Below are 21,753 nucleotides of genomic sequence, written 5' to 3' on the forward strand. Positions count from 1 at the left end.
AGAATCTTGAGAGGCCGGAGGTAATGCGTCGTGTGTCGCGGCGCTCCGGAGTCGTCGTCCCGGGCTGCGTACGCGGAGCGAGCATCCTCCTTGATGGCCAGCCTCGTTGGGCAGAACCCCTCACCATCAAGCAGCACGCTCGATGCGGTGCGCTGCCGCATCGATGAGAGGGCGCGGTAATAGGCCCCAACGCCAGCGATGAGCTGGTGTCCAGGGGGATAAAAATTCTCGACGCGGAGAATCGTCGGCGCGGACGACACCATTTTTATCCCCAGTGCCGGTGTTGCTGGTGCTGCGCATGATACGCGCCGATGGGCACCACCAACATGCTTCGTGCGCGCCGCCGCGAGCTCGGTCTCTCGATCGATGAGCTCGGACAGCGTGCAAACATCGAGCGCTCCCGCCTCTCCCGGGCGGAGCGCGGGTACATTCGTCTCAATGGCGACGAGCTGAAGCGGCTGAAGTTCCACCTCGGGCTCGAGGAGGAACAGGTCATCGCGACCAGCCTGGCCCCGGTCCGCAAGGAGAGCGAGCCCCCGACGGGAGGTGCGTCGTGACTGCGCCGGTTCCGACGCCCGAGGTAACCGCGCTGGCTGCGGGCGAGGACGGCAGCGCGCCGCCTCGCGATCGTAAGGACGAGGAGCTGGCGGAGATCATCGCCCGCGTCTCGTCCGCGTTCGCCATCGGCGCCGGCAGCGAGGAGGCCGTCCAGACCGTCGTCGTCTCGTTCGCCTGCATGCAAAGCAACATTGCCTTCCCCATGGAGGTCCAGGTCCGGCACGTCGCCGAGGTGCTCAACCACGTCGGCGACGCGGCGATGCTCGTGGGTCTGCACGACGTGCAGTTCTGGGTGCAGCGGCGGGCGAGCAAGAGCGCGCAGCCGGAGGCGATCCACGGCGCCGTCGTGGACGTCGATGTTCAGGCCACCGACGTCCTCGCGGAGATCGAGCGCGCGGGCATCCCGACGCCGACGGCGTACTTCCGGACCCTGAACGGCTACAAGCTCGTCTACGCCTTCGCGGCAGCGGCTGCTGCCTCCGTCTTCGAGCAGATCGCCCTCCGGCTCACCCTCGCGCTCGAGGGCGGCGATCCGGCGAGCTGGAACCCCTCGCAGGGGCAGCGGCTGCCGAAGTGCCTCAAGACCACGACGTCGGGGGTAGTAACGGTGAACTTCACCGCGCATCTCGCCAACCCTGTCGCGCTCGCACCGGTCGTCGAGGTCGTCCCGTTCCCGCGACGCCTCCAGCGCCAGCTGGGGGCCTGGAGCCCTTCGCCCGCTGACCGCGAGCAGATCCGCGAGTTCCTCGCTCAGGCGGGCATCCCGGCCCCGGACGAGCCGGGGCACGCGCTCTATGCCGCGTGCCCTGTCAGCGAGGAGCACGATTCGAAGTGCTGCTACGTCAACGTGTGCGAGGGCGGTGGGGTCCACGTCACCTGTCTCGGGGGGCACGGTGGTGAAGGGAAGAAGCACTGGTCCGAGCGCGACCTCCTGCTCCTCGCGGGCGGGGAGGCAGCGGCCGGCAATGCCTCGTTCGACTTGATGCGCGACCTGCCGGTCACCTGGGCGGCGCAGCAGCTCTTCGAGCACAAGCTCCGTGACCGGCCGGCGCCGCTGAGGCACGCCGCTTTCACGGCGTGGATGTACGACAAGGCCCTGCGCGAGGCGGAGAGCCCCGAGGCCGTCGACCGGGTGCTCTCGATCTATCGGCAGCGCCTGGCCGGAGATCCCGCGTTCGGCCCCGTGCACATGTACTTCTCCGAGGTCGAGCAGCGCCTCGCGTACCACGACGCGGCCGGGCGGCGTTACTTCGTGAACTGCAAGGAGAGCGGGCCGAGCACAAGGTCGAACCTGCATGAGTGCCAGTCGACCGCGGCGTGGGCCCTGGTCGAGGAGGAGCAGAAGGACGGTACCAGCGAGTACGTGCCTGGGTGGGTCCCGACCACGAGCTCCTTGATGAACAAGAGCCTGATGGGCCAGCGCTCGGCGCTCCGGGTCCTCGGTGTCCCCGCCATTACGCGCTACGACCTCCCTGTTGCCTACGTGAACGACGCGTGGGAGGTCGAGGCTGGCACGAAGGCTGTCACGGCAACGCTAGCGTTCACCTTTCCCCCGAACACGAAGGAGATCCCGGCGCTCGAGTTCTTCCTCGACCTCTTCCGTGCTGGCCGTCTGCCGCTCGCCACCGAGAACGATGTCCGTCTGTTCGTCGCCTGCATCGCCGCTCCGCTCCTGCGCGACATCGGCCGCGGGCAGCTCGGCATCTTCTGGTTCATCGGCCCGCCGGGCGCCGGCAAAGACTTCTTGGCCGAGATGGCCGCCGCGGTCTGGGGGGCGACGAGCCCCCACCCGGTGCGGGGCAGCTTTGACATCAACGTCACGAACGACCAGGAGACGAAGCGTTCGTTCGCCGCCGCGCAGGGCGCCGTCTACGCCCGTGCGAAGGAGGCCGGCAAGCGCCTCGGGATGGTCGAGACCCTCATTCAGGTCGCCGGCACCAGCACGCTGACCGCGCGCGGCATGCGCGAGAACGAGCGCAGTATCCCGAACTCGTTCGTCATCGTGGCCGACTCCGCCGAGGACCTGCCCGACCGCCGCGAGATCAGCCGCCGGACGGTGATGATCTCGGTCGCCGACATGGACGACTCGATCTCGAAGGGCGCCGTGCTCGAGGAGGTGAAGCGGGCCGCCCCAGGTCTGCTGCTCAACCTGCAGCGCCTCATCGAGTCGAAGAAGCCCGAGTGGTATTCGGGCCAGACCGATACCCGGTCTCGCCTTCAGATTCCGGTCGCCCTGTCCCGCCTCCTCGATGCCGTGTTGCCGGAGGTTCAGGGGCAGGATCTGAGCGACATCTTTGAGGCGATGATGGAGTTCGTCGCGACGCCAGGCGCAAAGGAGGAGGGCGAGCGCGAGAGGAAGAAGGCCATATCCCGCGGCGTCAAGGAGTCACTGGAGATGAAGACGCTCCCCTCCTACAGGATGTCGCTCTTCATCGACCAGATGAAGGGCATCGCCGGCTATCGTGAGCTGTTCGCGACCTTCGGCGACAAGGCCAGGACGCTCACGATGCGCATCATCCGCGAATCCGGTTACGCCGCCGTACGGACGGGCAAGGCGCCATATCTCGCGGTCAAGATCGGCAACGCCGAGTACGCCGTGAAGTTCACGCGCTGTAGCCGCAACTTCATCCTCGTCCCCGTCGAGGACTATGAAAAACAGGTCCTCTCTTCCGGAAAAGCCACGTCGCCGCCGCCGGCCACTCCAACGACGCAGGCAAACACCGCGGATACAAGCGCGGCGCCGCAGGCGACCACGCGTGCGCCGAGCGATGCACCGCCGAGCGACACGCCGACGGTCTTCAACGACGACGAGCTCCTCAACACCGAGGGCCCGGGTAGCGCGAAGGGTGGCACGCCGTGAGGCCGCGCGTCGAAGACTGCGTGTTCGTCGACTTCGAGACGGTCACGACGGGCGATCTGTCGTTGAAGAAGATGAGCACGTTCGAGTACCTGACCGAGCCGCGCTTCGACGTCCTCTGCGTCGCGATCGCCCTCGGACGAGGGGACGCCCACGTTTATTGGAAGGGCGCCCCCTCGTCCGCGGGCCTCGATCAGGCACAGGCCGTCTTGCGGAAAGCGGCCGAGGAGGGCCAGCGGCTCGTCGCGCACAACGTCGGCTTCGACGGTCTCGTCTGCAGGCTGCGGTGTGGTTTGGACTTCTCGGGATATTTCGACACCACCGGCTACGCCCGCTTCCTGGGCATCCAGGCGGGCCTCGCCAACGCGGCCGCGTTCTTCGGCAAGAACAAGCTCGAGGCGCCGCCCTTCACCGAGGCGAGCCTGCTGGACCCCGCTCTGCGGCAGAAGATGCTGCGGTACTGCGCGACCGACGCGGCCCTGGCGCGCTTCATCTTCAGCCGGGCTGTCGCGGATGAGCAGTACCCCGCCGCCGAGTTCGAGATCAACAGCATGACCGCCGCGGCCAATCTCCGCGGTCTCCGCGTCGACATGACAAAGGCGGCGGGGTTTGCGACGGAGCTCGCCAACCTGCGCGCTGAGACGTTGGCCGAATTCGCGTCGAGCTTCGACTTCGATACCAGCGACTTGTCGAAGACCAAGAAGGTCCTCGCCGTTCTCGAGGGCCGCTGGGGCATCAAGTTGACGTCCCTCGACAAGCGCGATCCAACCCGCGCCGATGCCATCGCGCACGCCCCTGAGGCCCAGCGGTTCCTCGCGCTTCGGCAGCGGCTTCAGACCTTGCGCAAGGCCGCGCAGAGCGCGAGCGCCTACGCCAAGATCCCGGGCGGCCGCATCTACAACTTCGCGCACTACTACGGCGCGCACACCGGCAGGTTCACCGCGGGGGGGCGCGACGCCGGCAAGCTCAACATCCACACGCTCTTCAAGACGAAGAACAGCGCCAAGATCCCGGAGCTCGGCCGCGAGCGAACCTTGATCGTGCCGACCGAGGGCTCCTCCTTCCGGGCGGCCGACCTTTCCAACATCGAGGCCCGTGTCGTCGCCTGGGTGGCGGGGGAGCAGGCGCTCCTCGACCAGTTCGCGATGCCGGGCAGCGACGTCTACATCTGGTTCGCGCAGCCGATCTTCCCGGGCGTGAGGATCGTCAAGGGCGGCGAGAACGACCACCTGCGCCAGCTCGGCAAGGAGGCCGTGCTTGGCCTCGGCTTCGGCATGGGCTTCGACAAGTTCCTCGAGCGTGTACGCGCCGCCGTGCCCGGCGTCGATGCGGAGCTCGTGAAGCGGATGTTCGGCGCGTACCAGGAGATGTTTCCGCGTATCCGCGGCGTACGTTATGCCATGCACCGGCGTTTCGCCCATGCGGTCGATCAGCACTTCGCCTCGCTCGCGGGGCCCTTCCCGATCCATCTGAGCCGCGAGCCGCCGGCGGCGGGACCGACGGTCGTAGTCGGCCTGCCCACGGGGCGCTCCCTGTTCTACCGCTCCGTCCTTGCCGAGGACGAGTTCGGGCCGCGTGGGCCACAGCGTGCCTTCTGGTACGCGCCGTCGGCAACGTGCCATCCGTCGGTCCGGTCGCGAGGGCGCGGTCAGGGACAGCGGCGATTCCTCGACGGCCAGATCCGTGCCCGGGTCACGCCCCAGGTGCTCATCGAGAACATCGTGCAGGCCATCGCCCGCGATCTGATGGTGCACCAGGCGATGCAGCTCGAGCAGGCGGGTCTCCGGGTGGCCTTCCATGCCCACGACGAAGTGGTGGTGGAGTGCAGCGCCTGCCTCTGTGTTGGTGCCGCCGCACGACGGCACGAAGACTCCTGCCCGTGGATCGCAGCCGGGAATGTCATGAAGACGATCATGTCAGCGGTCCCTCCGACGTTGCCTGGCCTGTCGGGGCTGCCCGTCGCGTGTGAGCTCAAGGAGGAGGTGAGAACAACCTACGCCGGGTGATAATCTCGAGCAGACAAGCGCTCGTAGCGCTCCAGTTTCGAATTCGCTCAAGGAGAACAAGCCAATGCAGATCTCATCTCTTGAAGATATCTATGTCGAGGTGCTCAAGGACGCGACCGCCACCGTGAAGAAGGTGAAGCGCGACTACCGTGCGGCGCTCGCCCGCATCAAGCGCGCTGAGAAGTTCCTCACCAAGAACGTCGAAGGGCTCGGGTACGAGTCGGAGCAGTGGGGGGCTCTCTATGGTGTCGAGCCGTTCACCTACCCGCCTCGGACCGCGGTCTACAACGGCGGGCTCGGCCGCGTTGCAGAGCAGACGTACATCATCCTCTTCGCCCATGACGATACCGGTTGGCCCCATGATGACACCAGCTGGCACTTCCGGATTGCTCCGACGCTTGAAACCGAGCGCGGCGTCACGATCCAGGACAACAAGTCCATGCGCCTCATCAACGCGCCGGCGGGTATCGTGCTTTGCTGCGCCGCGAACATCGAGACGACCGTGGTCGAGTTCCTCGACTTCCTCGCGGCCACGCTGGCAGCGTCGTACGATGGCAAGCCGGCGGAGGGTGCACCCTGCACGCCAGCGCGACGCCCTCAGGAGGGCAAGAGCGTGGCGGCGACGCAGGGCGGGGTGAGTGGCCGAATCAACTGAGCGGAGGACGACGTGTACGCCGCGGGGTCACCGGGCCGGCTTGGTGGCCCCGCGAGCGCGCGTTCGGACGGAGGTGGTCCGGTACGAGAAAGTGGAGACGTCTCCACAATCCTCCACGGCCGCGAGTCTGCTGCAGCAACGAAAGTTCGACGAGACCCGCCCCGACCCGGCGAGCGAAGAACCACCGGGCGCCCATCTCGATCGTACGCCGAGCTAGCGGGGAAAGCAGTCTTCTCCAACATGCTGCCGCCCAGGCAGATCGATTCGGCAGTGTCCCTAGAGGACCGATCAGGTTGATTTTGCGATAATTCTGGTCGCTTCGATGCAAGGCTCGACGGTCTCGTCGGGCCATGATCTCGTCCGCGTCCGGAGGTGCACGGATGGAACGATGGTCGCCGCCGGTGGAGCTGTCGCGGCAGGAGCAGGCGCTGATGAAGCGGCTGACGCGCGTGAGAGCACTGTTCGGCTTTCTCAGGCAGCACCGGCACGAGCTGTTCGATGAGACGTTCCAGGAGCAGCTGGAGGGCATGTACCGGACGACGGGGGCAGGCGAGGCGCCGCATCCACCGGCGCTGATGTGCATGGTCACGCTGCTTCAAGGCTACGTCGGCGCATCGGATGCCGAGGCGGTGGAGTTGTGCGTTGTCGACCTGCGCTGGCAGATGGTGCTCGGCTGCCTGGGTGCGGCGACGCCGCCGTTCTCGCAGGGCGCGCTGCAGGCGTTCCGAGAGCGGATGGTCGCGCACGAGATGGACCGGATGCTGCTGGAGCGGACCGTAGCGCTTGTTCGGTCCGGCGCGATGACGGAGGGCGAGAGGCGTGCGGTGTCCAAGGCGCTGCGCGTGGCCATCGATAGCCGCCCTTTAGCGGGGGCCGGGCGGGTTGAGGACACGATCAACCTGCTCGGCCACGCTGCACGCAGCATCGTCCGCGTCGTGTCGAAGATCACGGAGCGTCCGCCCGAGGAGATCTGCCGCAAGGCGGGCATCCCGCTGCTTCTGGCTCCCAGTATCAAGGCCGGGCTCGACCTGGACTGGAGCGACCCGAAACAGAAGGCGGCAGCGATTCAGATCCTGGAGCGGCAGGTCTCGTCGCTGCAGCAGTGGGTCGACCGCCACCTGGACGACGTCGTCGAGCAGCCGCTTCGCACCTATCTGGACGCGGTCACACAGGTTCGAGACCAGGACCTGGAAACAGCCGAGGATGGGACCGTTCGCATCCGGCAAGGCGTTGCGCCTGACCGCCGTGTCTCCATTGAAGACGCCGAGATGCGCCACGGTCGCAAGAGCCGCTCGAAGCGCTTCGACGGCTACAAGGAACATATCGCGCGCGACCTTGACCTTCCGGTCATCGTCGCCTGCGCGATCACGCCGGCGAATCGGCCCGAAGAGGAGGGGGCCGCGCCGATCGCCAAGGACATCCAGCATCAGGGGCTGCGCCTGGGTGAGCTGCACATCGATCGAGCCTACGTGAACAGTCCCGTCGTCGATGACGTGATCCGAGCGGGCGGCCAGGTGTTCTCGAAGCCTTGGGGGCAGCGGGCTCGCAGCCCGGAGCTATTCAGCAAGCGCGACTTCAAGATCAACCTGCGCGCCAAGACAATCACGTGTCCAGCGGGGCAGATCGAGGTGTTCGAACCGGGCGATACGGTCGAGTTTGATCCTGAGGAGTGTGGCGCGTGCCCCCTCCGAGCCAAGTGCACGCAAGCTGCCTCGGGGCGAGGGCGGACCGTGTCCATCGCCGAGGATGAAGCTCTGCAGGGCAAGTTCCGGAAGTTGCAGCAGACCGGAGCAGGACGCGCCGTGCTCCGGCAGCGGACAGCTGTGGAGCATGCGCTCGCCCATATCGCGGCGCGGAAAGGACACTGCGCGCGCTACATCGGCGCCAGGAGAAATCTGTTCGACCTCCGGCGCACCGCAGCCATCCAGAATCTTGAGGCGGCCCAGCGGCTGATCCAGGAGGCTGCATAACATATCGAAATTAGACGATTTTCAACATGTTCGGCGTTCTAGGGTACCCCCGTGGTGGTGGGCGCCGGCGGTGTGTCGTATAGGAAACGGGAAGAGTTCGGTAGGAGAACGCCCTGAACTGCTGGAAAGAGAACGCGTCGTCTCACTACTCTTTCGGAAGGACACAGGCTTCGGCGCGCTCAGGTTGCCCTGGTCTGCACGCAGGCGATCGCGCGATCCTCGATCTCGACCAGCCGATCAAAGTCATCCATATCCCGTTGTCCTGGCTCGCGCTTATCGCGGGGTCGAGCGCACTTCGGTGAAGCTGGGCTGCCCGCACGCTAAAGGGGAGTGCATCATGCACGCCCCTTGGCAACCCTGTGTACCCTGGCGGTCGAGCGCGCCCCGCTGCAGCTGGGCTGCCTGCACACCAAAGGGGTGTACATGATGGACACCCCTTAGCGCCCATCGACTGCCTTGCAGGCCGACCAGACGCACTCCAGCCGGTCAGCTGTCCACGGCAGGCGTGTACATCTACCCCACTCCGCAAGCACCGGGCTCCAGCGCGACCGGCCGATGCCAGTGTTGAACTTGTGGTCGCGGGTTGCCTGTCACTTAGGATTTATACGGACGTACGTGTGGCGAGCACATGATCGTCCTTCACGCTTCGCTCGTCCGGTTTCAAGTTCAAGATCCGAATTGTCCCTTCCTTGTACATCTTCCAGACGAGCTTCCCGAGCTCGGGCCTCGTGACGTGGTGCGCTTCGAGCAGCTCGGGCCACAACTTCCGGAACTCGAGCGAATTCTTCGTCGCAAGCCGGGCGAGAACATCACGCGGCGCCTGCGCGAGAGCGCGGGCATGCAGCGATTCGTAGCGCGAGTCCGTAGCCGGCGGCGCGGCGAGCAGCGTGAGCTGTCCGGTCTTCTCTTCCTTGGCTCGCAGCGCTGCCTGATCGCGAACGCTCGCCGCCTCGGCGCCGATCACCTTCCGCTCGGCGTCGCGGAAGACCTCCAGGACCGCGGGGCTGTTGCCGCCGACGACGAGGCGAAACTTCGTCCGCTCCACGGTCGGATGGGGGATCGCAAGATCCGCGGCGTACTCTACTCCGCACTGCTCCTTGAGCTGGCGACGGTAGAGCGCGAAGAGCTCCTCCTCGCTGAGGGCCGCCGGCATGTCGCGGTCCGCGAGCCCGAAGAACTCGCGCATCTGCTCGCGCAGGAAGTGCCGCGGGTCGTCCTTGAACCGGTTGATGTGATCGAACATCACGTTCACGAGTACGTCGCGCTGCCGCGAGTCTGCGAGCAGCGGCGCGATGAAGCGCATCGCCGCGCCCTTCCACCCCGTGGGGTCGACGAAGATGAAGCCCGGGTCTCCGTCAAGGAGCCGTCGGATGTTGCCGACGTGCGTGCCGAACTCGCCGGGGAACGCCTGCGTACGGACACGCCCCGTGCGCCCCTCGATGAAGCGCTGGAGGTTGGCGAACGCGTGCGGATCTTTCTCGACGAAGTAGGCGTCGACGTCGATCGGGTAGCCCTTGTCGTGCCACGTGGAGGCCGCCGCTTCGAGGGCATCGAGGCCGATGGCGATCGACGTGTCGGCGAGGGCAGCGTCGTTCGCCTGCCACGGCCCCGCGAAGCCGTCGACGTAGCAGAGGCGGACGCGGCGGTGCTGCGCGAGCGAGCCGAGCTTGTGTCCCCAGGCAAGGAGGTACTCCTTGAGGACGCGGTGCTTGAGGTAGCTCTGCTCTCGGCCCTGGTACTGCGCGGGAACTTGCACTGCTCCCCCTGTGCTCGGGCCCCCTTTCGGTCAGCCCGTCCTTGCCCTAGGATACTGCACGCGTGCCCAGATGAGCGGACTATGAGTGACCAGAGCGCGATCGAGTGGACGGACGCGACGTGGAACCCGGTGCGAGGGTGCACGAAGATCTCACCGGGCTGCAAGCACTGCTACGCCGAGACCTTCGCGGAGCGGTTTCGGGGGGTGCCCGGTCACCCCTTCGAGCAGGGCTTCGACCTGCGCCTCGTGCCCGAAGCGCTTGAGCTGCCGCTCCGCTGGAAGCGGGGCCGGTTCGTCTTCGTGAACAGTATGTCCGATCTGTTCCACGAGGACATCCCGCTCGACTACATTAAGAAGGTGTTCTCGGTGATGCGTGCCGCGAAGCAGCACCAGTTCCAGGTGCTGACGAAGAGGGCCGAGCGCCTCGAAGAGCTCGCCCCGCAGCTCGAGCTCGCGCCGAACATCTGGCTCGGGGTGAGCGTGGAGACTGCCGCCTACACGTGGCGCATCGAGCACTTGCGGCGTGTGCGCGCCGGCATCCGGTTCCTCAGCGTGGAGCCGTTGCTTGGGCCGATCGACGGCCTACCGCTCGCGGGGATCCACTGGGTCATCGTCGGGGGAGAGAGCGGGCACCGAGCACGGCCGATGGCGCCGGAGTGGGTGCGCTCGATCCGGGACCAGTGTCGGCGCGACGGAGTGCCGTTCTTCTTCAAGCAGTGGGGCGGGGTGATGAAGTCGCGGACGGGACGGGTGCTCGACGGTCGGACGTGGGACGAGATGCCGAAGATCATCCGGGGCGCCGGGCAACCAGCAGAAGCGCGCGGCGAACGGCGCGTTCATCTTCCCGTCGGCGTGTAGGGCGGCGCATCCGGCGCGGCACCTCGCCGAGGCCATCAGCAATAATCCCACGCGCCGAATCGTTTCCGCCATCAACTTGACGGCCTGGCTCGACGAGCTCACAGCGGAGGACCAGTGTCTGCTCGAGCTGCGCCGGCTCAACTTCTACAAGAAGCTCTACGCTGCCGACGGCGTGCCCGACGAGGTGGTCGCCTGCCTCGAGCAGAAGATGATCAACGCCTATGCACCGTGGCGTCGAGGAACAGCAGGTGCTCGCCTCGCGGTGGATCAATGGCGAACGCGATCTGCCCGACTTCCTCGTTCGGTACCAGGACTGGTTACACGAGCCCCTGGATCGGTGCAGCAGGATTACGATCGAGGCGCTGTGCCCGGTGGCGTGATCCGGCCGGCGTGGGGGAGAAGAGAGGCGACCGTTCGCTCTTCTTCTACCCCCCGCGACGATATGACGGCGCAGACCCTGTTCGGCACTCCGGGCGTGAAGTCCAATGGTGTACGCCGGGGGAGGGAAGAACCACCTTCAACTCGCCAGTAGCTGCGATCACAAGCCCTCGAGAACGATCAGGATTCATATGTCCTGGGACCTCCACAGGCTTCGCCGGGCGGCGGGCCTGGAATGACACGTCGGTGATGGTTGACGGCGGTGTGTCGTATTGCGGACGGGAACAGATGGGCAAAAGAACGGCTCCCGGGTCGATGAAGGGGACGAGTCATTGGGATGCCCGATCGATGACGACCGGGGCCCAGTGATGCTCTCGACCAACATGGGCAGAGCTCTACCCGTGTGAAGAGGTACGGGGAGAACGACTATGCCCTGAGCTCGTCGGGGGGACGCGGCCGGTGCAACTCGGGCGCGGTCGGCAGGGTAATTCGCGACGTCGTGACGATCTGCGGGCGAGCCTTAGCCCCGAAGCGCACCGGTGTGCAGCGGGAGCCGAAGAGCTGGCTGTCGGAGGGCCCCCCTTTGGTGTTCGTCGAACCGATCACCGCGGTCGCGCGATCGCCACTCGGTTCGATACGAGACGCGACATGAGCTGCGCCAGGATCCCCTCGTCCTCCGGACTGTATTCGCCCGCGGGGATGCCCTCGTGGATAGACGGCACCGGTTCACTTTCCGGCGCGGAGAGCGTGGCCGCCAGACGGCGCTCCAGCTGCTCACGCGCGCGATCTCCAGCGCGCCGGAGCTCCGCCTGGATCATCTCGACCACCTCGATGCGTACCGCGACGGCGATGCCGCCTTCGGCTCCGACGAGGTACTTCGGCGGGATCTCGCCGTCGCCGATGAACAGCGTCTGCGCCTGCTCGGCCAGCTCGTCGAGCACGACGACCCGGTGCTGAAGCCGCTCGATCTCCACGAGCAACGCCTTCACCGACGTGGTCCTTTGCGCACGCCCGCTCACCTTCGATTGATCATGGCGTCGGCGCGGTGACGGCGCCCTTGCCCGGGAGTTTTCTGTCGAGCTCGGGGTGGCCTCGGACGGGCTGCTCTCGGTGGTGGTCTCGGGCGTCATCGTCATCGGCCTCGTACCTCCCGGAACTTCAAGGCCGCCTCGATCCGTGGGCGGAGCGCATCGAACCGATCGCGGTCACCGCGCACGATCTCCTCGGCGAGCGCGCGAGCAAGATCCAGTCCGGCCGAGAGGAGGCCGTCACGTTGAAGCAGTCGCAGGAGACGATCCTCTTCCCGTCCGCCCAGCTTCCACGCGGTCATACGTACCTCCCGCTGCTCCCGGGTCCGCCTCCGCGAGCAGATGGAGCAGCTGAGCCCGCCGTGGCCGTTAGCGTAGAGGATCTCTTTTGGCCGGCCACAGGAAGGGCACAGCACCGCGAGGTGATCACCACGGCCGCTCTTCTTGCGCCCGAGCGACACCCGCTGCGCTGCCGGTACGCCTCCCGGCGGTGCCAGGACGCAGACGTCGACGTGGTTGATCTTCCAGATCTGGTCACCCAGCACGCGCCGCACGTCCTCGATCCGCAGTTCGCCAAGTCGGGCAAGGGGCGCATCAAGTCTCATCGCGCCCCCCTTGAAGCTCGAGGAACCTGCGCTGGGCTCGGAGGGAGGTGGCGGTCGTCAGCACGTGCTCGACACGGCGTCCGATGGCACCTGCGACCTGGGTGACCTCGCGGAGCACCTTGCTGATGGCAAGCACCCCGCGCACGTCGCCGCTCACGGCTTCGCGGAGCTCACGTGCCAGCTGCTCCTGCGCCTCGGACAGCTCGACGTAGATCGCGAGCTCGCGGCTGGCGACGTCGTACAGGAGCGTCTCGGCGGCGCTTGGGCGTGGGGCCGAGGCGAGCAAGAGCGCCCTGACCTCGTCCCGGCGCTGGGCGAAAGGATCGGCAGCGGGCGAGATCGTAGCCGGCGTTCGCCCCGAGGCGGTGCTCGCAGTGGGCTCGCCATGGGCGGCGACGCCGGGCATGTTCCCCGGACCGCTGGCCGCATGGTTGGGCACCGCACGGCTCGAGAGCAAGGCTTCGAGAGCCGGATCAAGCCGACCCTGCTGCCCGCGCTCGGAAGGTTCCAACTTCGAGCGTGATGCGCCCTGGGTTCCGCGGCGCCTGTTCGGCGGTAGCGTCTGGCTCATTGTGATGATCCTCGCGGGCCTTGCCTGAGATCGTCGGTCATCGGGTCGAAGCGCCCTCGCTGCGGAGGCATCGGCATGACGCGCCCCGCAGCTCGGTACTCGAGAGGTGATCCTGCTCAGGACGCCTGGACAGCCGCGGCGTAGCGCCCCGTACGGTGGACCCGCTCGGCCGCGTCAGCGCATTTGCGGAGGATCTCGAGCGCCCTCGGATCGAGTGCAGGAGAAGTCGGTGTGATCGGCGCCGGCGGGCTCGGAGGAGCAGCGGGCGCGACCGCGGCCTTCACACCGTGCTCCATGCGGCTCGGAGGCGCCGCACGGCATCTCTCGAACGCCTCGGCGAGCGAGCCGCCTCCGCTGGCGTTCATCCTTGCCACGGCCTCGGTGAGAGCGGCGTCTCCGCTCGCGTTCATCCTCGCCGTCGCATCGGTGAGTGCGTGCGGGCCGGTCGCCAGCTCGGCAGCCTTGGTGAGCGATCGGTCATACGCCGCGAGCGGGATCGTCGTGCCCGCGGTGGGAGTCCTGGTCTCGATCTGTTCCATCGTCACGCCTCTTTCGTGGAAGCCGCCTCAGCTGACAGCTTCAGCCGATGTCATTCGGCCACAATGTTCCGTCGAAAGAGAAGCCCCCCTGGATCACTGCGGCGGCACCGACAACGAGATGGGCCAGCGGTGTTCTGAAGCCGCCTTGTTTTCACGGCTGAATCGTCAGGTCGTCCTTCACGTCCTTGAATTACTTGCCGCACCCCCGCCCCGCGTTGTTCGGACCGAACGGTGTGCATGAACGGGCCTAGACGGTGGCCGGTGTCGAGCCTCTCTTACGCTACCCTGAGCGCGACAAGCTTGCGCTCACTGGAGCCCCGGATCGTGCCATGCCTGTGCGCGGCAGCGCAGCTCGCAAGGTCTACGAGTCCGACGACCGAACGGCATCCATGAAGGGCCGGCGGCGCGTAAGCTACGGCTCGGTCACGATGAAGCGGAAGCCATCCACAGGGAAGAACAGGCGGGAGCGGTTCTCCACCAAGGAGAAGCTCCTCGCGCAGCTCCTCCCGCAGTGCACGAAGGAGTACGAGAAGGCGTTCGGCCATGTCTGGAGCCCCGATCGCATGGCCCGGGTTGAAGCTCTCACGCAGCGATGGAGGGTCGAGGCAGAAGCCTGGCGCGTGATGTACGAGTTCCGGAAGGCCGCGGCCAAGGCCCTGGAGTTCTTCGAGAGCCGTGGGCTCGAGTTGAGACGGCCGGACAACGGGCTCTTCTACGCCTACAGGCTGCACAAGCTCGTGACGCAGCGCCGCCGCTTCCTCGAGTCGCTCGTGAACGATGTCCGGGAGGACTACGAGCGGCCGGCCGACAGGCGGCACTGGCTCGCCTGGACCATGAACTTCGCCACGCCGAACGCGTTCGCGAAGCTGCCCCAAGATCTCCCCTACGGCCGGAAGCTCTCGAACCGCGAGCTCGCGATCCTGAGCATCCTGACGACCGACGGTGAGGAGGTCGACTTCAAGCGCGACATGACCGTCAGCGATGCGATCGAGCAGGAGCTGCGACGGATGGCGAGGGCAGCGGAACGGGCGCCGCTACGTTTGAAGAAGGTGGGCTCAGGTTACGCGAGCGCGACCACGTCTGACGGAGATGACGGCGCGGGCGATGTGCCGGAGTAAGCCGGCCGGGATCTGCGGGGGTAAGCTCGGAACAGTGCGCCACGTGTAGTGTTCCGTAGCTCGCGAACCCCCGATCGCTAGCTTCGAGAGCATGAGCCAAGGGGCAAAAGATATCGGCCTTTCGGCCGAGGAACGGCGTGCGCTGTACGACCTCATCGAGAAGCTCGGCGAGCGCGCTCTCCTGGCCGAGCTCAACGTGTCGCGCCAGGCGCTGGGCCGGGCTCTCGCCGGTCTCGGCGTCCGTCGCGGCACCATCGCGCTCGTGCGCGGCGGCCTGGCTTCGCCGAAGCTCCGCGCGAGCCTCGAGAGCAGCACCGTCACCAGCTCACACCGCGATCTGTCACGAGGGGAAGGCGCGACGTGAGCGAGCACGTCCAGCCGCTCGCAACGACCGCGCGGTGTGTCGCCACGCACCTGCCCATCCTCACCACCAGCTCGGAGAGTGCTGCGCCGCTGCTCGCCACCGGTGCCGTTCGGTTCGTGCCCATGGGCCACCACCGGAAGCTCGCTCCCGTCGAGCGCCTGCCGACCGGGAGCCGTCCGCATCCGCGTGCGCAACGCGCGTTCGTGCCGACGACCGACGTAGCCATCGCGGTCGCGTGCAGCGACGCCTGTCCCTTCAGGAGCGGCGGCTGCTTCGCCAAGGCCGGCTTCACCCGCTTCAAGGCCCGGGAGCTCGACGCGGCTGCGCGTAGCCTGACGGCGGACCAGGTCATCGCGGAAGGGGTTCGCCTTGTTGACGCCGCCTTCAACAATCGACGCGTCACCGAAGACGGTGCGCGGGGCGGTCGCGACCTCCGGCTGCATGCGGGGGGCGACGTCGGCTCCGCTCTGGCGGCTCAGCTCCTTGCCGGTGCTGCTAGGCGCTGGCGAGACCGCGGCGGCAGCGCTGTCTGGTCGTTCACCCACGCCTGGCGCGAGGTGCCGCGCGAGGCGTGGGGTTCGGTCTCGGTGCTCGCATCGGTGGAGCAGCCGGAAGGCGTCGAGGTCGCGCCTGCAGGGGGCTACGCGGCCACGATCGTCGTCGATGAGCTCCCCTCCGACGAGGCGTTCTCGCTGCCGGAGTCGAACGCGAAGATCGTCTCGTGCCCCGCTGAGGGGAGGGGCAAGACGTGCGTGGAGTGTAGGTTGTGCCTCGACGCTGACAAGCTGGCCAGGCGGAACCTCGCCGTCGCGTTCGAGGCGCACGGGCCGACTGCTCGCCCAGTGCGCGAGGCTCTCGTCCAGCAGCGCGTGCTCGTCGTCGAGCGGCCGGGTGCCGATCAATCCCGAGGACGGTGAGCGAGATGAACGGGCACGACCTCATCGAGGTGAGCGAACCGCAGCTCGCCGCGGCGGCGCCGGGTGAGCAAGCTCCGGTCGCAACGCGGGATAACAAAAGTAGAGGGGACCGCGCTCGCAGCGTCAGTCTCCCGCATCTTCTTCCGGTTGCTGAGGTAGCCGCCGTTCTCGGCGTGTCCACCCGGATGGTTCGCCGCCTCATCAAGTGCGGCGAGCTCGTCGCCTACCGGATCAAGCGACAGCTCCGCGTCGATGCCGAGAGCGTGACGCACATCCTCGAGGTCTCTCGCGTCGGGGCCTTGAAGTGGACTGCACCATGCCGAAACGAAAACACATCTTTGGCCAGCATCATCTCGCCAGAAGGCGCGGCAAGAACAAGTTCTGGACCGGCTGGCTCAACGGTCGCGAGGTCTCCCTCGGCACGGCCGATCGCGTCGAGGCCCAGCGCAAGCTCGACGAACTCGCCGCCCGGCGCGCGTCAGAAGACCCTGCCGCAGAACGCGGAGGAGCTGAAACGCGAGCTCCGGCGCCTAACCCGCCGCTCCTGAGCGAGCTCGCGATGCTCTACGCCGAGCACTGCCGGCCGCCGAGGCACACGAAGAAGACGGCCAACTCGTACGCCCATCGTGTCGCGTTCTTCGTCGAGGCGATGGAGAAGAAGAATATCACGCGCGCGGACCAGGTGACGTTCAAGGTGATGTCGGCCTACGTTCGCGAGCGCTCGGCCGACGTGTCGGCCGCGACGGTCAACCGCGACCTGACGCCGATCCGGCGGATGTTCGCTTTCGCCAAGCGTGAGGGGCACATCGAGAAGAACCCGTTCAAGCACGAGGACTTCGAGGAGCTCAAGCTTCGCGAGCCGCGACCGAAGCCGAACGCCCTGGCGCTGTCGCCGAAGCAGGTCGACATCTTCCTCGCGAAGGCCGACGAGATGGCGAAGCCGGGGTACGCGGCGCTCTTCCGGCTCACAGCGGGGAGCGCGATCCGCATCGACGAGGCGCGTCACTACGAGCCCGGCAACATCGACGTGCAGCGCGGCATCTTGACGATCACGCCGAAGAAGAACTGGACTACGAAGGGGTACCGGTACCGCGACATCCCGGTCTCGAAGAACACGATCGACGCCTTGCTCGCCTTCGTCGGCGTTCGCGACAAGATCGCGCTCGACGACAAGGCCGTGTGGAACGAGATCCAGCGCGTCCGCCAGGCGGCGAGGCTGCCGAAGTTCTCCATCCACGACCTGCGGCGGGCATGGGCCAGCGCCATGCACAAGAACGGCGCGAGCATCAAGCAGGTCAGCGTCTGGCTGGGGCACTGCGCCGTCCAGGTAACGGAGCGGTACATCCGGATCTTCGAGACCGACTCCACGGGGCACGAGTTCCTACCGCGCTGACACGGGGGAGAGCGCGCCGAGATAGGCCGCTCTTTCTAGCCCCAATCTCGCGCTGCCCACCGGATGCGCACTTCGCGCATCATGAGCACCCAATCCGTGCGATCGTGAGCGGCGTTCTGGGCATCATGATCGGAGCTGTTACGGTCACGGCCACCAAGCCAAGACCGGGAGAATTTGTCCCTCGCATCGTGACGTCAACGGGTAGGAGGCGAGTGGGCCTGACGCGGCAGCGTTCGTCTCCCATGTGGCGGCGATCTCCGGCGAAGCGCAATCGGCTCGGAGCTCCGCCGTGCGCGACGAGCAAGTTCGGCTCCTCAGGTTCGTCGAGCGTCTGGAGCCGATGCGCCCTCGGCAGTAATCACGGTGTCCGAAGTGCCTTCCTCCGGTCGGGCGGCTCGCCTCTTGGCGACTTCCTCCTCCAGCTTCTTTCCGTAGAGTTCGGCGAAATCCATGACTTCCCGCGACCGAATCGGAACGCTCGGGCCCTTATAGTCCTCATAAGAGTGACCGTCGATCGCACGGATGAAACTCAGCTTGGCGCCGACCCTGACCTCTGCGTGGTGGACCACGATGAACCTGCTCATCTTGCCGTCCTCGCGCCTGATCATCGGGCTGGTCGCAACGTGCTTGTCGTACACCGATGGGTGCTTCGCTCTCGCCTGCTCCAGGTCACTCAGGGCGGCGTCGGTCATCCTCCTGTCGTCGAAGTAGAAACAGGAATACGCGTTCACCGCTTGCATCCGATTGAGTTGGGCGACGTCCGCCGGGCCTGCCTTGCAGACGGAGCTCTTGCCCCCGTACTCGTAAGTGGAGGGATCGAAGACGGCGAGCACCATGCTTGGCGATAGCGGCAGGAAGAGCTGGAGCCCCTTCAACGCCATTCCTGTACTGGTGGGATAACGCGAGAGAATCGGGTGGTGCTCAGCGAACTGGTTGTAGGCGACGACTGGATGGTCGGCGATGACGAAACCAGGTGTCCGTGCCGTCGTGATGAACTTGACATTCATGTCAAGGAGGATCGGATGCGTCTTCGCGGCGAGCCAAATCGCCTCGTGCTGCTCGCCCTGGATGCCGATCTCGACGCTCTCCAGATCCTCTGGGCTGATCTCGGTGCTCTTGTTGAGGACGAGACTGTCCCTGAGCGTCTGCTTCGCGAACGCTCCCGTGAACTTGCTGAGGTGCTCGGCCGCTCCACGGGTCCGGGCGTGCTGGTAGGCGACGAAGAGCTTCAAGCGGTGTACGTCCTCGTCGCGCAGGATCGCGAACCGCTCGGGCGCGAGGTCACCGAAAAAGGTCGCCATCTTGCCCTCCTCCTCGGCGAACGACTTCTCCATCACCTGATCGGCGCCGTAGAAGTAGTCCTCCTGGCACTGATCCCGGAGGCTGGCTCGGTCGATGCGCTTGCCGTCGATGAAGAGAGAGAGGCGTTTTCCGTCCTTCGAGAAGTTCCGAAGGATCATGCGGGGCACGTAGTGCTGGCGCTTCGTCTCGCCCTTCCGCTCGCTCATCGTGCAGCCTCCTGTGAGGCGAGGATAAGCAAAGCGGTTTCGCGCGCTTAGATCAAGGCCGGCGGCGGCCAGGCTAGGGCTCGAGGGCCGGGACGGCACTCGGGTGCGAGCGGGGAGGGGGCAAGGGGTTCGGTGGGCCCTTCGGCACTCGAAGCGCGCACACTGGAGGGGCCTGCGGGTACGCTGGCGACCCTGGAGCGCCGAGGAGGTGGAGCGCGACGAGGAGGTGGGTGGTGCTGCGTGTCGTGAGCGGAGGACTGTGGACAGAGCTGCACCGGCTTGCGAAGAAGAACCGTCCGCACCTCGGCGCGGTCGCCTACGTCACGTCCGACGAGGCGGTGAAGTTCGGGAAGGGCGACACGCTCATCTGCGACGCGACCGACGCCGCGATCAGGTCGGGCCAGACCTCGGCGGCCGTTCTTCGCCGTGCGCATGACCGCGAGGCTAGGCTCTTCTCATCCCCCGGGTCGCACGCGAAGGTCTCCCTCCTCGGGCGCGTCGCCGTCGTCGGGTCGGCGAACCTCTCGGCGATGTCGGTGAACGAGCTCGAGGAGGCGGCGCTGATCTCCGACGATGCCCGCGCCGTGTCGGGCGTGCGCCTCCTGATCGAGAACCTCGTGCAGGCGGCCGACGAGATCGACGAGAGCTTCCTCCGCCGGATCGAAAAGTTGCCCGTCGTGCAGGCTCAGCGCGGAAGTCGACGGCGGCGGTCAGTCCGACTCGTGAAACCGAGGGCCTGGTTGATCAGCGTCGTGCCGCTCGAGGGGGACAAGCACGCGGACGAAGCCCCGGTCGTCGAGAGCGAGCGCGCGAAGGCAGGGGAGGAGACGCAGTTCTCCGACAGCGAGCCCGGCTACATCCGGTTCACGGGACCTCGAGCTTCCGTCGGTCCGCCAAGCCGGGCAACTTGGTCATCGCAGTCTGGCGCCCCAACGCGAAGTCGTCACGGGCGCACGTATTCGCGCCGGAGCCTCTGGTGAGACGGAAGGACAAGAACGGGGCGACGCACCTCTTCGTCGAGGAGTATGCGGACCGCGAGGACATCTGGATCTCGTGGACCGAGTTCCTGCGCCTATGGCGGAGGACGACATCGAGCCGACCGCCGGGCGTCAGATCGACCCGTGAGCCGGAGCACCGTGAGACGGCGCCGCCGGGACAGCGGATGCGGGGCGCCGGTGGCGGCTGCATGGGGAAGTAGGCCGTGCATATGGGGCTCGGTACGGCTGTGCTGGCAACCCGGAGGGTCCGGAATGGGGGGCATGGCGCAGGTGTAGGGAAGAGAGCGACAAAGAGTTCGGGAAGGATGGAAGAGTTGGGCAATGGGTGGAGGCGGCATGATAGAAGGAGAGGGCGAATCGGCCGCGAGCGGTAGAGTGCGATGCAGATCGCGGGGGGCGCTCACAAGGTCGGCAGGTGTTTGAAAAGACGAAGGAATTCGAGATGGCCGGGGACGTGCGGAGCGCCGCCGACGCCCGGTGCCGGGGGGTGAAACGGGAACCTCTCGCAAACTGGGCTGTAAATGCGCGAAATATCTTTTAGATTGCGAGATCTATCTCTGCCCCGGAAAGGGGGCGGCTCCATTGAAGCCACAGCCATGCAGACTCCAGATCTGCGAACGTCAGGAATCTCTGCCGCTGAAAGGCGGCGGCTCCATCGAAGCAGCTCGGCCCGAATCTCCGTTCGCGTCATTCGATCCGCCTATTTCTGCCGCTGAAAGGCGGCGGCTCCATCGAAGCACTTCGAGTCCGTCCAAGAGGAACTCCTCGAGCGCCCGATCTCTGCCGCGAAAGGCGGCGGCTCCATTGAAGCAATGTTGATCCCACCGTGCCCGCGACTCTGACGTGGGCTCTCTGCCGCCGAAAGGCGGCGGCTCCATTGAAGCAATGTTGATCCCACCGTGCCTGCAACGTTTAGTTGGGGCATCTCTGCCGCTGAAAGGCGGCGGATCCATTGAAGCACACCGCGGCACAAGGTGGACCGGTGAATCCGGTCAGGATTCGGCTGCCTCATGTCGAAGTGACCGTGAAAGCCATGCTCGTCATCATCTCCGCCTACCGCTCGAGGCGCTACCGAGCACGAAGGTAGGAGCCGTTTCGAGGCGTAGCCCCTGCTGCTGGACGTTCTTGGCGATCGGCGCTGGCCCCTCTCCGTTCGCAGGCCGATTCGCCGGCGTGACCGTGCAGACGACGATGACGGGAAAGTCAAGGTCGCGCACGATATGTTCCTTGTAGCTGTCGAACCGCCTCGAGCGGCTTTTGCGGCCATAACGCATCTCGACGTCCTCAATCGAGACGCGGCCGTCACGTGCAACGCCTTGCCGGATTGCGGACGGTCCCATCCTCGGCTGTTTCCAGACCCTGGTCTCGCACCTGCGTGAGCGCATCCAAATAGGCGCGTAGCGGCTGCTTTACGACGTCGTCCAGATGGCGGTCGACCCATGGCTGCAGTGACGAAATCTGATGCTCCAGGATCCGAATCGCCGCCGCATCGCCGCCGCGTTGCTTCGGTCCGGTACATGCTCTCCAGCTGCTCCTGAAAGGTCTCATCGAACAGCGCGTGCCGGTGCAGCCTGCGAAAGCCGAACAGTGCCCTCAGGCGGATCAACCGCTTCATGAGCGCCTGTTCCTGCCGCGACATCTCCACCGGCGGCGACCATCGTTCCGCCCCAACCA

20 protein-coding genes and 1 pseudogene are annotated in these 21,753 nt (G+C 66.3%); 14 read left to right on the plus strand and 7 right to left on the minus strand.

The window, feature by feature from the left end; translation table 11 throughout:
* Nucleotides 1-311 precede the first annotated feature (311 nt).
* The 5 genes from WME82_RS44350 to WME82_RS44370 all read left to right on the plus strand — a co-directional run bounded on the left by WME82_RS44350 (nucleotide 312) and on the right by WME82_RS44370 (nucleotide 8,046).
* A complete protein-coding gene (locus WME82_RS44350; protein ID WP_438040243.1) occupies nucleotides 312-557 on the plus strand; it encodes a helix-turn-helix domain-containing protein in 246 nt (81 codons plus the stop codon).
* Entirely contained in the window at nucleotides 554-3,418 is a 2,865-nt protein-coding gene (locus WME82_RS44355; RefSeq protein ID WP_438040244.1) for a hypothetical protein, read from the plus strand. The genes WME82_RS44350 and WME82_RS44355 overlap by 4 nt, the downstream gene beginning before the upstream one ends.
* Entirely contained in the window at nucleotides 3,415-5,421 is a 2,007-nt protein-coding gene (locus WME82_RS44360; RefSeq protein WP_438040245.1) for a DNA polymerase, read from the plus strand. The genes WME82_RS44355 and WME82_RS44360 overlap by 4 nt, the downstream gene beginning before the upstream one ends.
* A gap of 64 nt (nucleotides 5,422-5,485) precedes the next feature.
* Nucleotides 5,486-6,076: a hypothetical protein gene (locus WME82_RS44365; RefSeq protein ID WP_438040246.1), complete on the plus strand. Its 591-nt coding sequence runs from the start codon at nucleotides 5,486-5,488 to the stop codon at nucleotides 6,074-6,076.
* 380 nt (nucleotides 6,077-6,456) lie between these two features.
* Nucleotides 6,457-8,046, plus strand: coding sequence for an IS1182 family transposase (locus WME82_RS44370; protein ID WP_438039071.1), 1,590 nt, complete (start codon nucleotides 6,457-6,459; stop codon nucleotides 8,044-8,046).
* 601 nt (nucleotides 8,047-8,647) lie between these two features.
* On the opposite strand, the gene tcmP is transcribed toward WME82_RS44370, so the two are convergent.
* Complete coding sequence (gene tcmP / locus WME82_RS44375) at nucleotides 8,648-9,802, minus strand: three-Cys-motif partner protein TcmP (RefSeq protein ID WP_438040247.1); 1,155 nt, start codon at nucleotides 9,800-9,802, stop codon at nucleotides 8,648-8,650.
* A gap of 81 nt (nucleotides 9,803-9,883) precedes the next feature.
* On the opposite strand from tcmP, the gene WME82_RS44380 reads away from it, so the two are divergent.
* A complete protein-coding gene (locus WME82_RS44380) occupies nucleotides 9,884-10,660 on the plus strand; it encodes a DUF5131 family protein (RefSeq protein WP_438040248.1) in 777 nt (258 codons plus the stop codon).
* Between the two features lie 221 nt (nucleotides 10,661-10,881).
* A complete protein-coding gene (locus WME82_RS44385) occupies nucleotides 10,882-11,040 on the plus strand; it encodes a hypothetical protein (RefSeq protein ID WP_438040249.1) in 159 nt (52 codons plus the stop codon).
* A 600-nt stretch (nucleotides 11,041-11,640) separates the two neighbouring features.
* Here WME82_RS44385 and WME82_RS44390 read toward each other — a convergent pair.
* The 4 genes from WME82_RS44390 to WME82_RS44405 form a co-directional block, all read right to left on the minus strand.
* The gene (locus tag WME82_RS44390; protein WP_438040250.1) at nucleotides 11,641-12,012 is read right to left on the minus strand and encodes a hypothetical protein; all 372 of its coding nucleotides are present in this window, start codon (nucleotides 12,010-12,012) and stop codon (nucleotides 11,641-11,643) included.
* 158 nt (nucleotides 12,013-12,170) lie between these two features.
* Nucleotides 12,171-12,671 (minus strand): hypothetical protein, encoded by a 501-nt coding sequence (locus WME82_RS44395; protein ID WP_438040251.1) that lies wholly within the window; start codon nucleotides 12,669-12,671, stop codon nucleotides 12,171-12,173.
* Nucleotides 12,661-13,110, minus strand: a complete 450-nt coding sequence (locus WME82_RS44400) for a hypothetical protein (RefSeq protein ID WP_438040252.1) — start codon at nucleotides 13,108-13,110, stop codon at nucleotides 12,661-12,663. The genes WME82_RS44395 and WME82_RS44400 overlap by 11 nt, the downstream gene beginning before the upstream one ends.
* 248 nt (nucleotides 13,111-13,358) lie before the next feature.
* Entirely contained in the window at nucleotides 13,359-13,781 is a 423-nt protein-coding gene (locus WME82_RS44405) for a hypothetical protein (RefSeq protein ID WP_438040253.1), read from the minus strand.
* A 329-nt stretch (nucleotides 13,782-14,110) separates the two neighbouring features.
* Between WME82_RS44405 and WME82_RS44410 the strand changes: the two genes are divergently transcribed.
* The 5 genes and pseudogenes from WME82_RS44410 (at nucleotide 14,111) to WME82_RS44430 (ending at nucleotide 17,573) form a co-directional block, all read left to right on the plus strand.
* Nucleotides 14,111-14,899, plus strand: coding sequence for a hypothetical protein (locus WME82_RS44410; RefSeq protein WP_438040254.1), 789 nt, complete (start codon nucleotides 14,111-14,113; stop codon nucleotides 14,897-14,899).
* Between the two features lie 91 nt (nucleotides 14,900-14,990).
* Nucleotides 14,991-15,263, plus strand: coding sequence for a hypothetical protein (locus WME82_RS44415; protein ID WP_438040255.1), 273 nt, complete (start codon nucleotides 14,991-14,993; stop codon nucleotides 15,261-15,263).
* Nucleotides 15,260-16,180, plus strand: a complete 921-nt coding sequence (locus tag WME82_RS44420; protein WP_438040256.1) for a DUF7227 family protein — start codon at nucleotides 15,260-15,262, stop codon at nucleotides 16,178-16,180. Before WME82_RS44415 ends, WME82_RS44420 begins: the two co-directional genes overlap by 4 nt.
* A gap of 5 nt (nucleotides 16,181-16,185) precedes the next feature.
* A pseudogene (locus WME82_RS44425) lies at nucleotides 16,186-16,449 on the plus strand (helix-turn-helix domain-containing protein); the annotation flags it as partial.
* Between the two features lie 47 nt (nucleotides 16,450-16,496).
* Complete coding sequence (locus tag WME82_RS44430; protein WP_438033734.1) at nucleotides 16,497-17,573, plus strand: tyrosine-type recombinase/integrase; 1,077 nt, start codon at nucleotides 16,497-16,499, stop codon at nucleotides 17,571-17,573.
* A 314-nt stretch (nucleotides 17,574-17,887) separates the two neighbouring features.
* Here WME82_RS44430 and WME82_RS44435 read toward each other — a convergent pair whose 3' ends face one another.
* Nucleotides 17,888-19,081, minus strand: a complete 1,194-nt coding sequence (locus WME82_RS44435; RefSeq protein WP_438040257.1) for a DUF4238 domain-containing protein — start codon at nucleotides 19,079-19,081, stop codon at nucleotides 17,888-17,890.
* Nucleotides 19,082-19,314: 233 nt separating this feature from the next.
* On the opposite strand from WME82_RS44435, the gene WME82_RS44440 reads away from it, so the two are divergent.
* Both WME82_RS44440 and WME82_RS44445 read left to right on the plus strand, forming a co-directional pair.
* Complete coding sequence (locus tag WME82_RS44440; protein WP_438040258.1) at nucleotides 19,315-20,061, plus strand: hypothetical protein; 747 nt, start codon at nucleotides 19,315-19,317, stop codon at nucleotides 20,059-20,061.
* Nucleotides 20,058-20,279, plus strand: a complete 222-nt coding sequence (locus WME82_RS44445; RefSeq protein ID WP_438040259.1) for a hypothetical protein — start codon at nucleotides 20,058-20,060, stop codon at nucleotides 20,277-20,279. Before WME82_RS44440 ends, WME82_RS44445 begins: the two co-directional genes overlap by 4 nt.
* Before the next feature lie 843 nt (nucleotides 20,280-21,122).
* Here WME82_RS44445 and WME82_RS44450 read toward each other — a convergent pair.
* On the minus strand, nucleotides 21,123-21,419 hold the full coding sequence (locus tag WME82_RS44450) for a hypothetical protein (protein ID WP_438040260.1): 297 nt from the start codon (nucleotides 21,417-21,419) through the stop codon (nucleotides 21,123-21,125).
* Nucleotides 21,420-21,753: the final 334 nt, after the last annotated feature.

It is taken from the genome of Sorangium sp. So ce128, from assembly GCF_051525245.1.
GTDB lineage: Bacteria > Myxococcota_A > Polyangia > Polyangiales > Polyangiaceae > Sorangium > Sorangium cellulosum_B.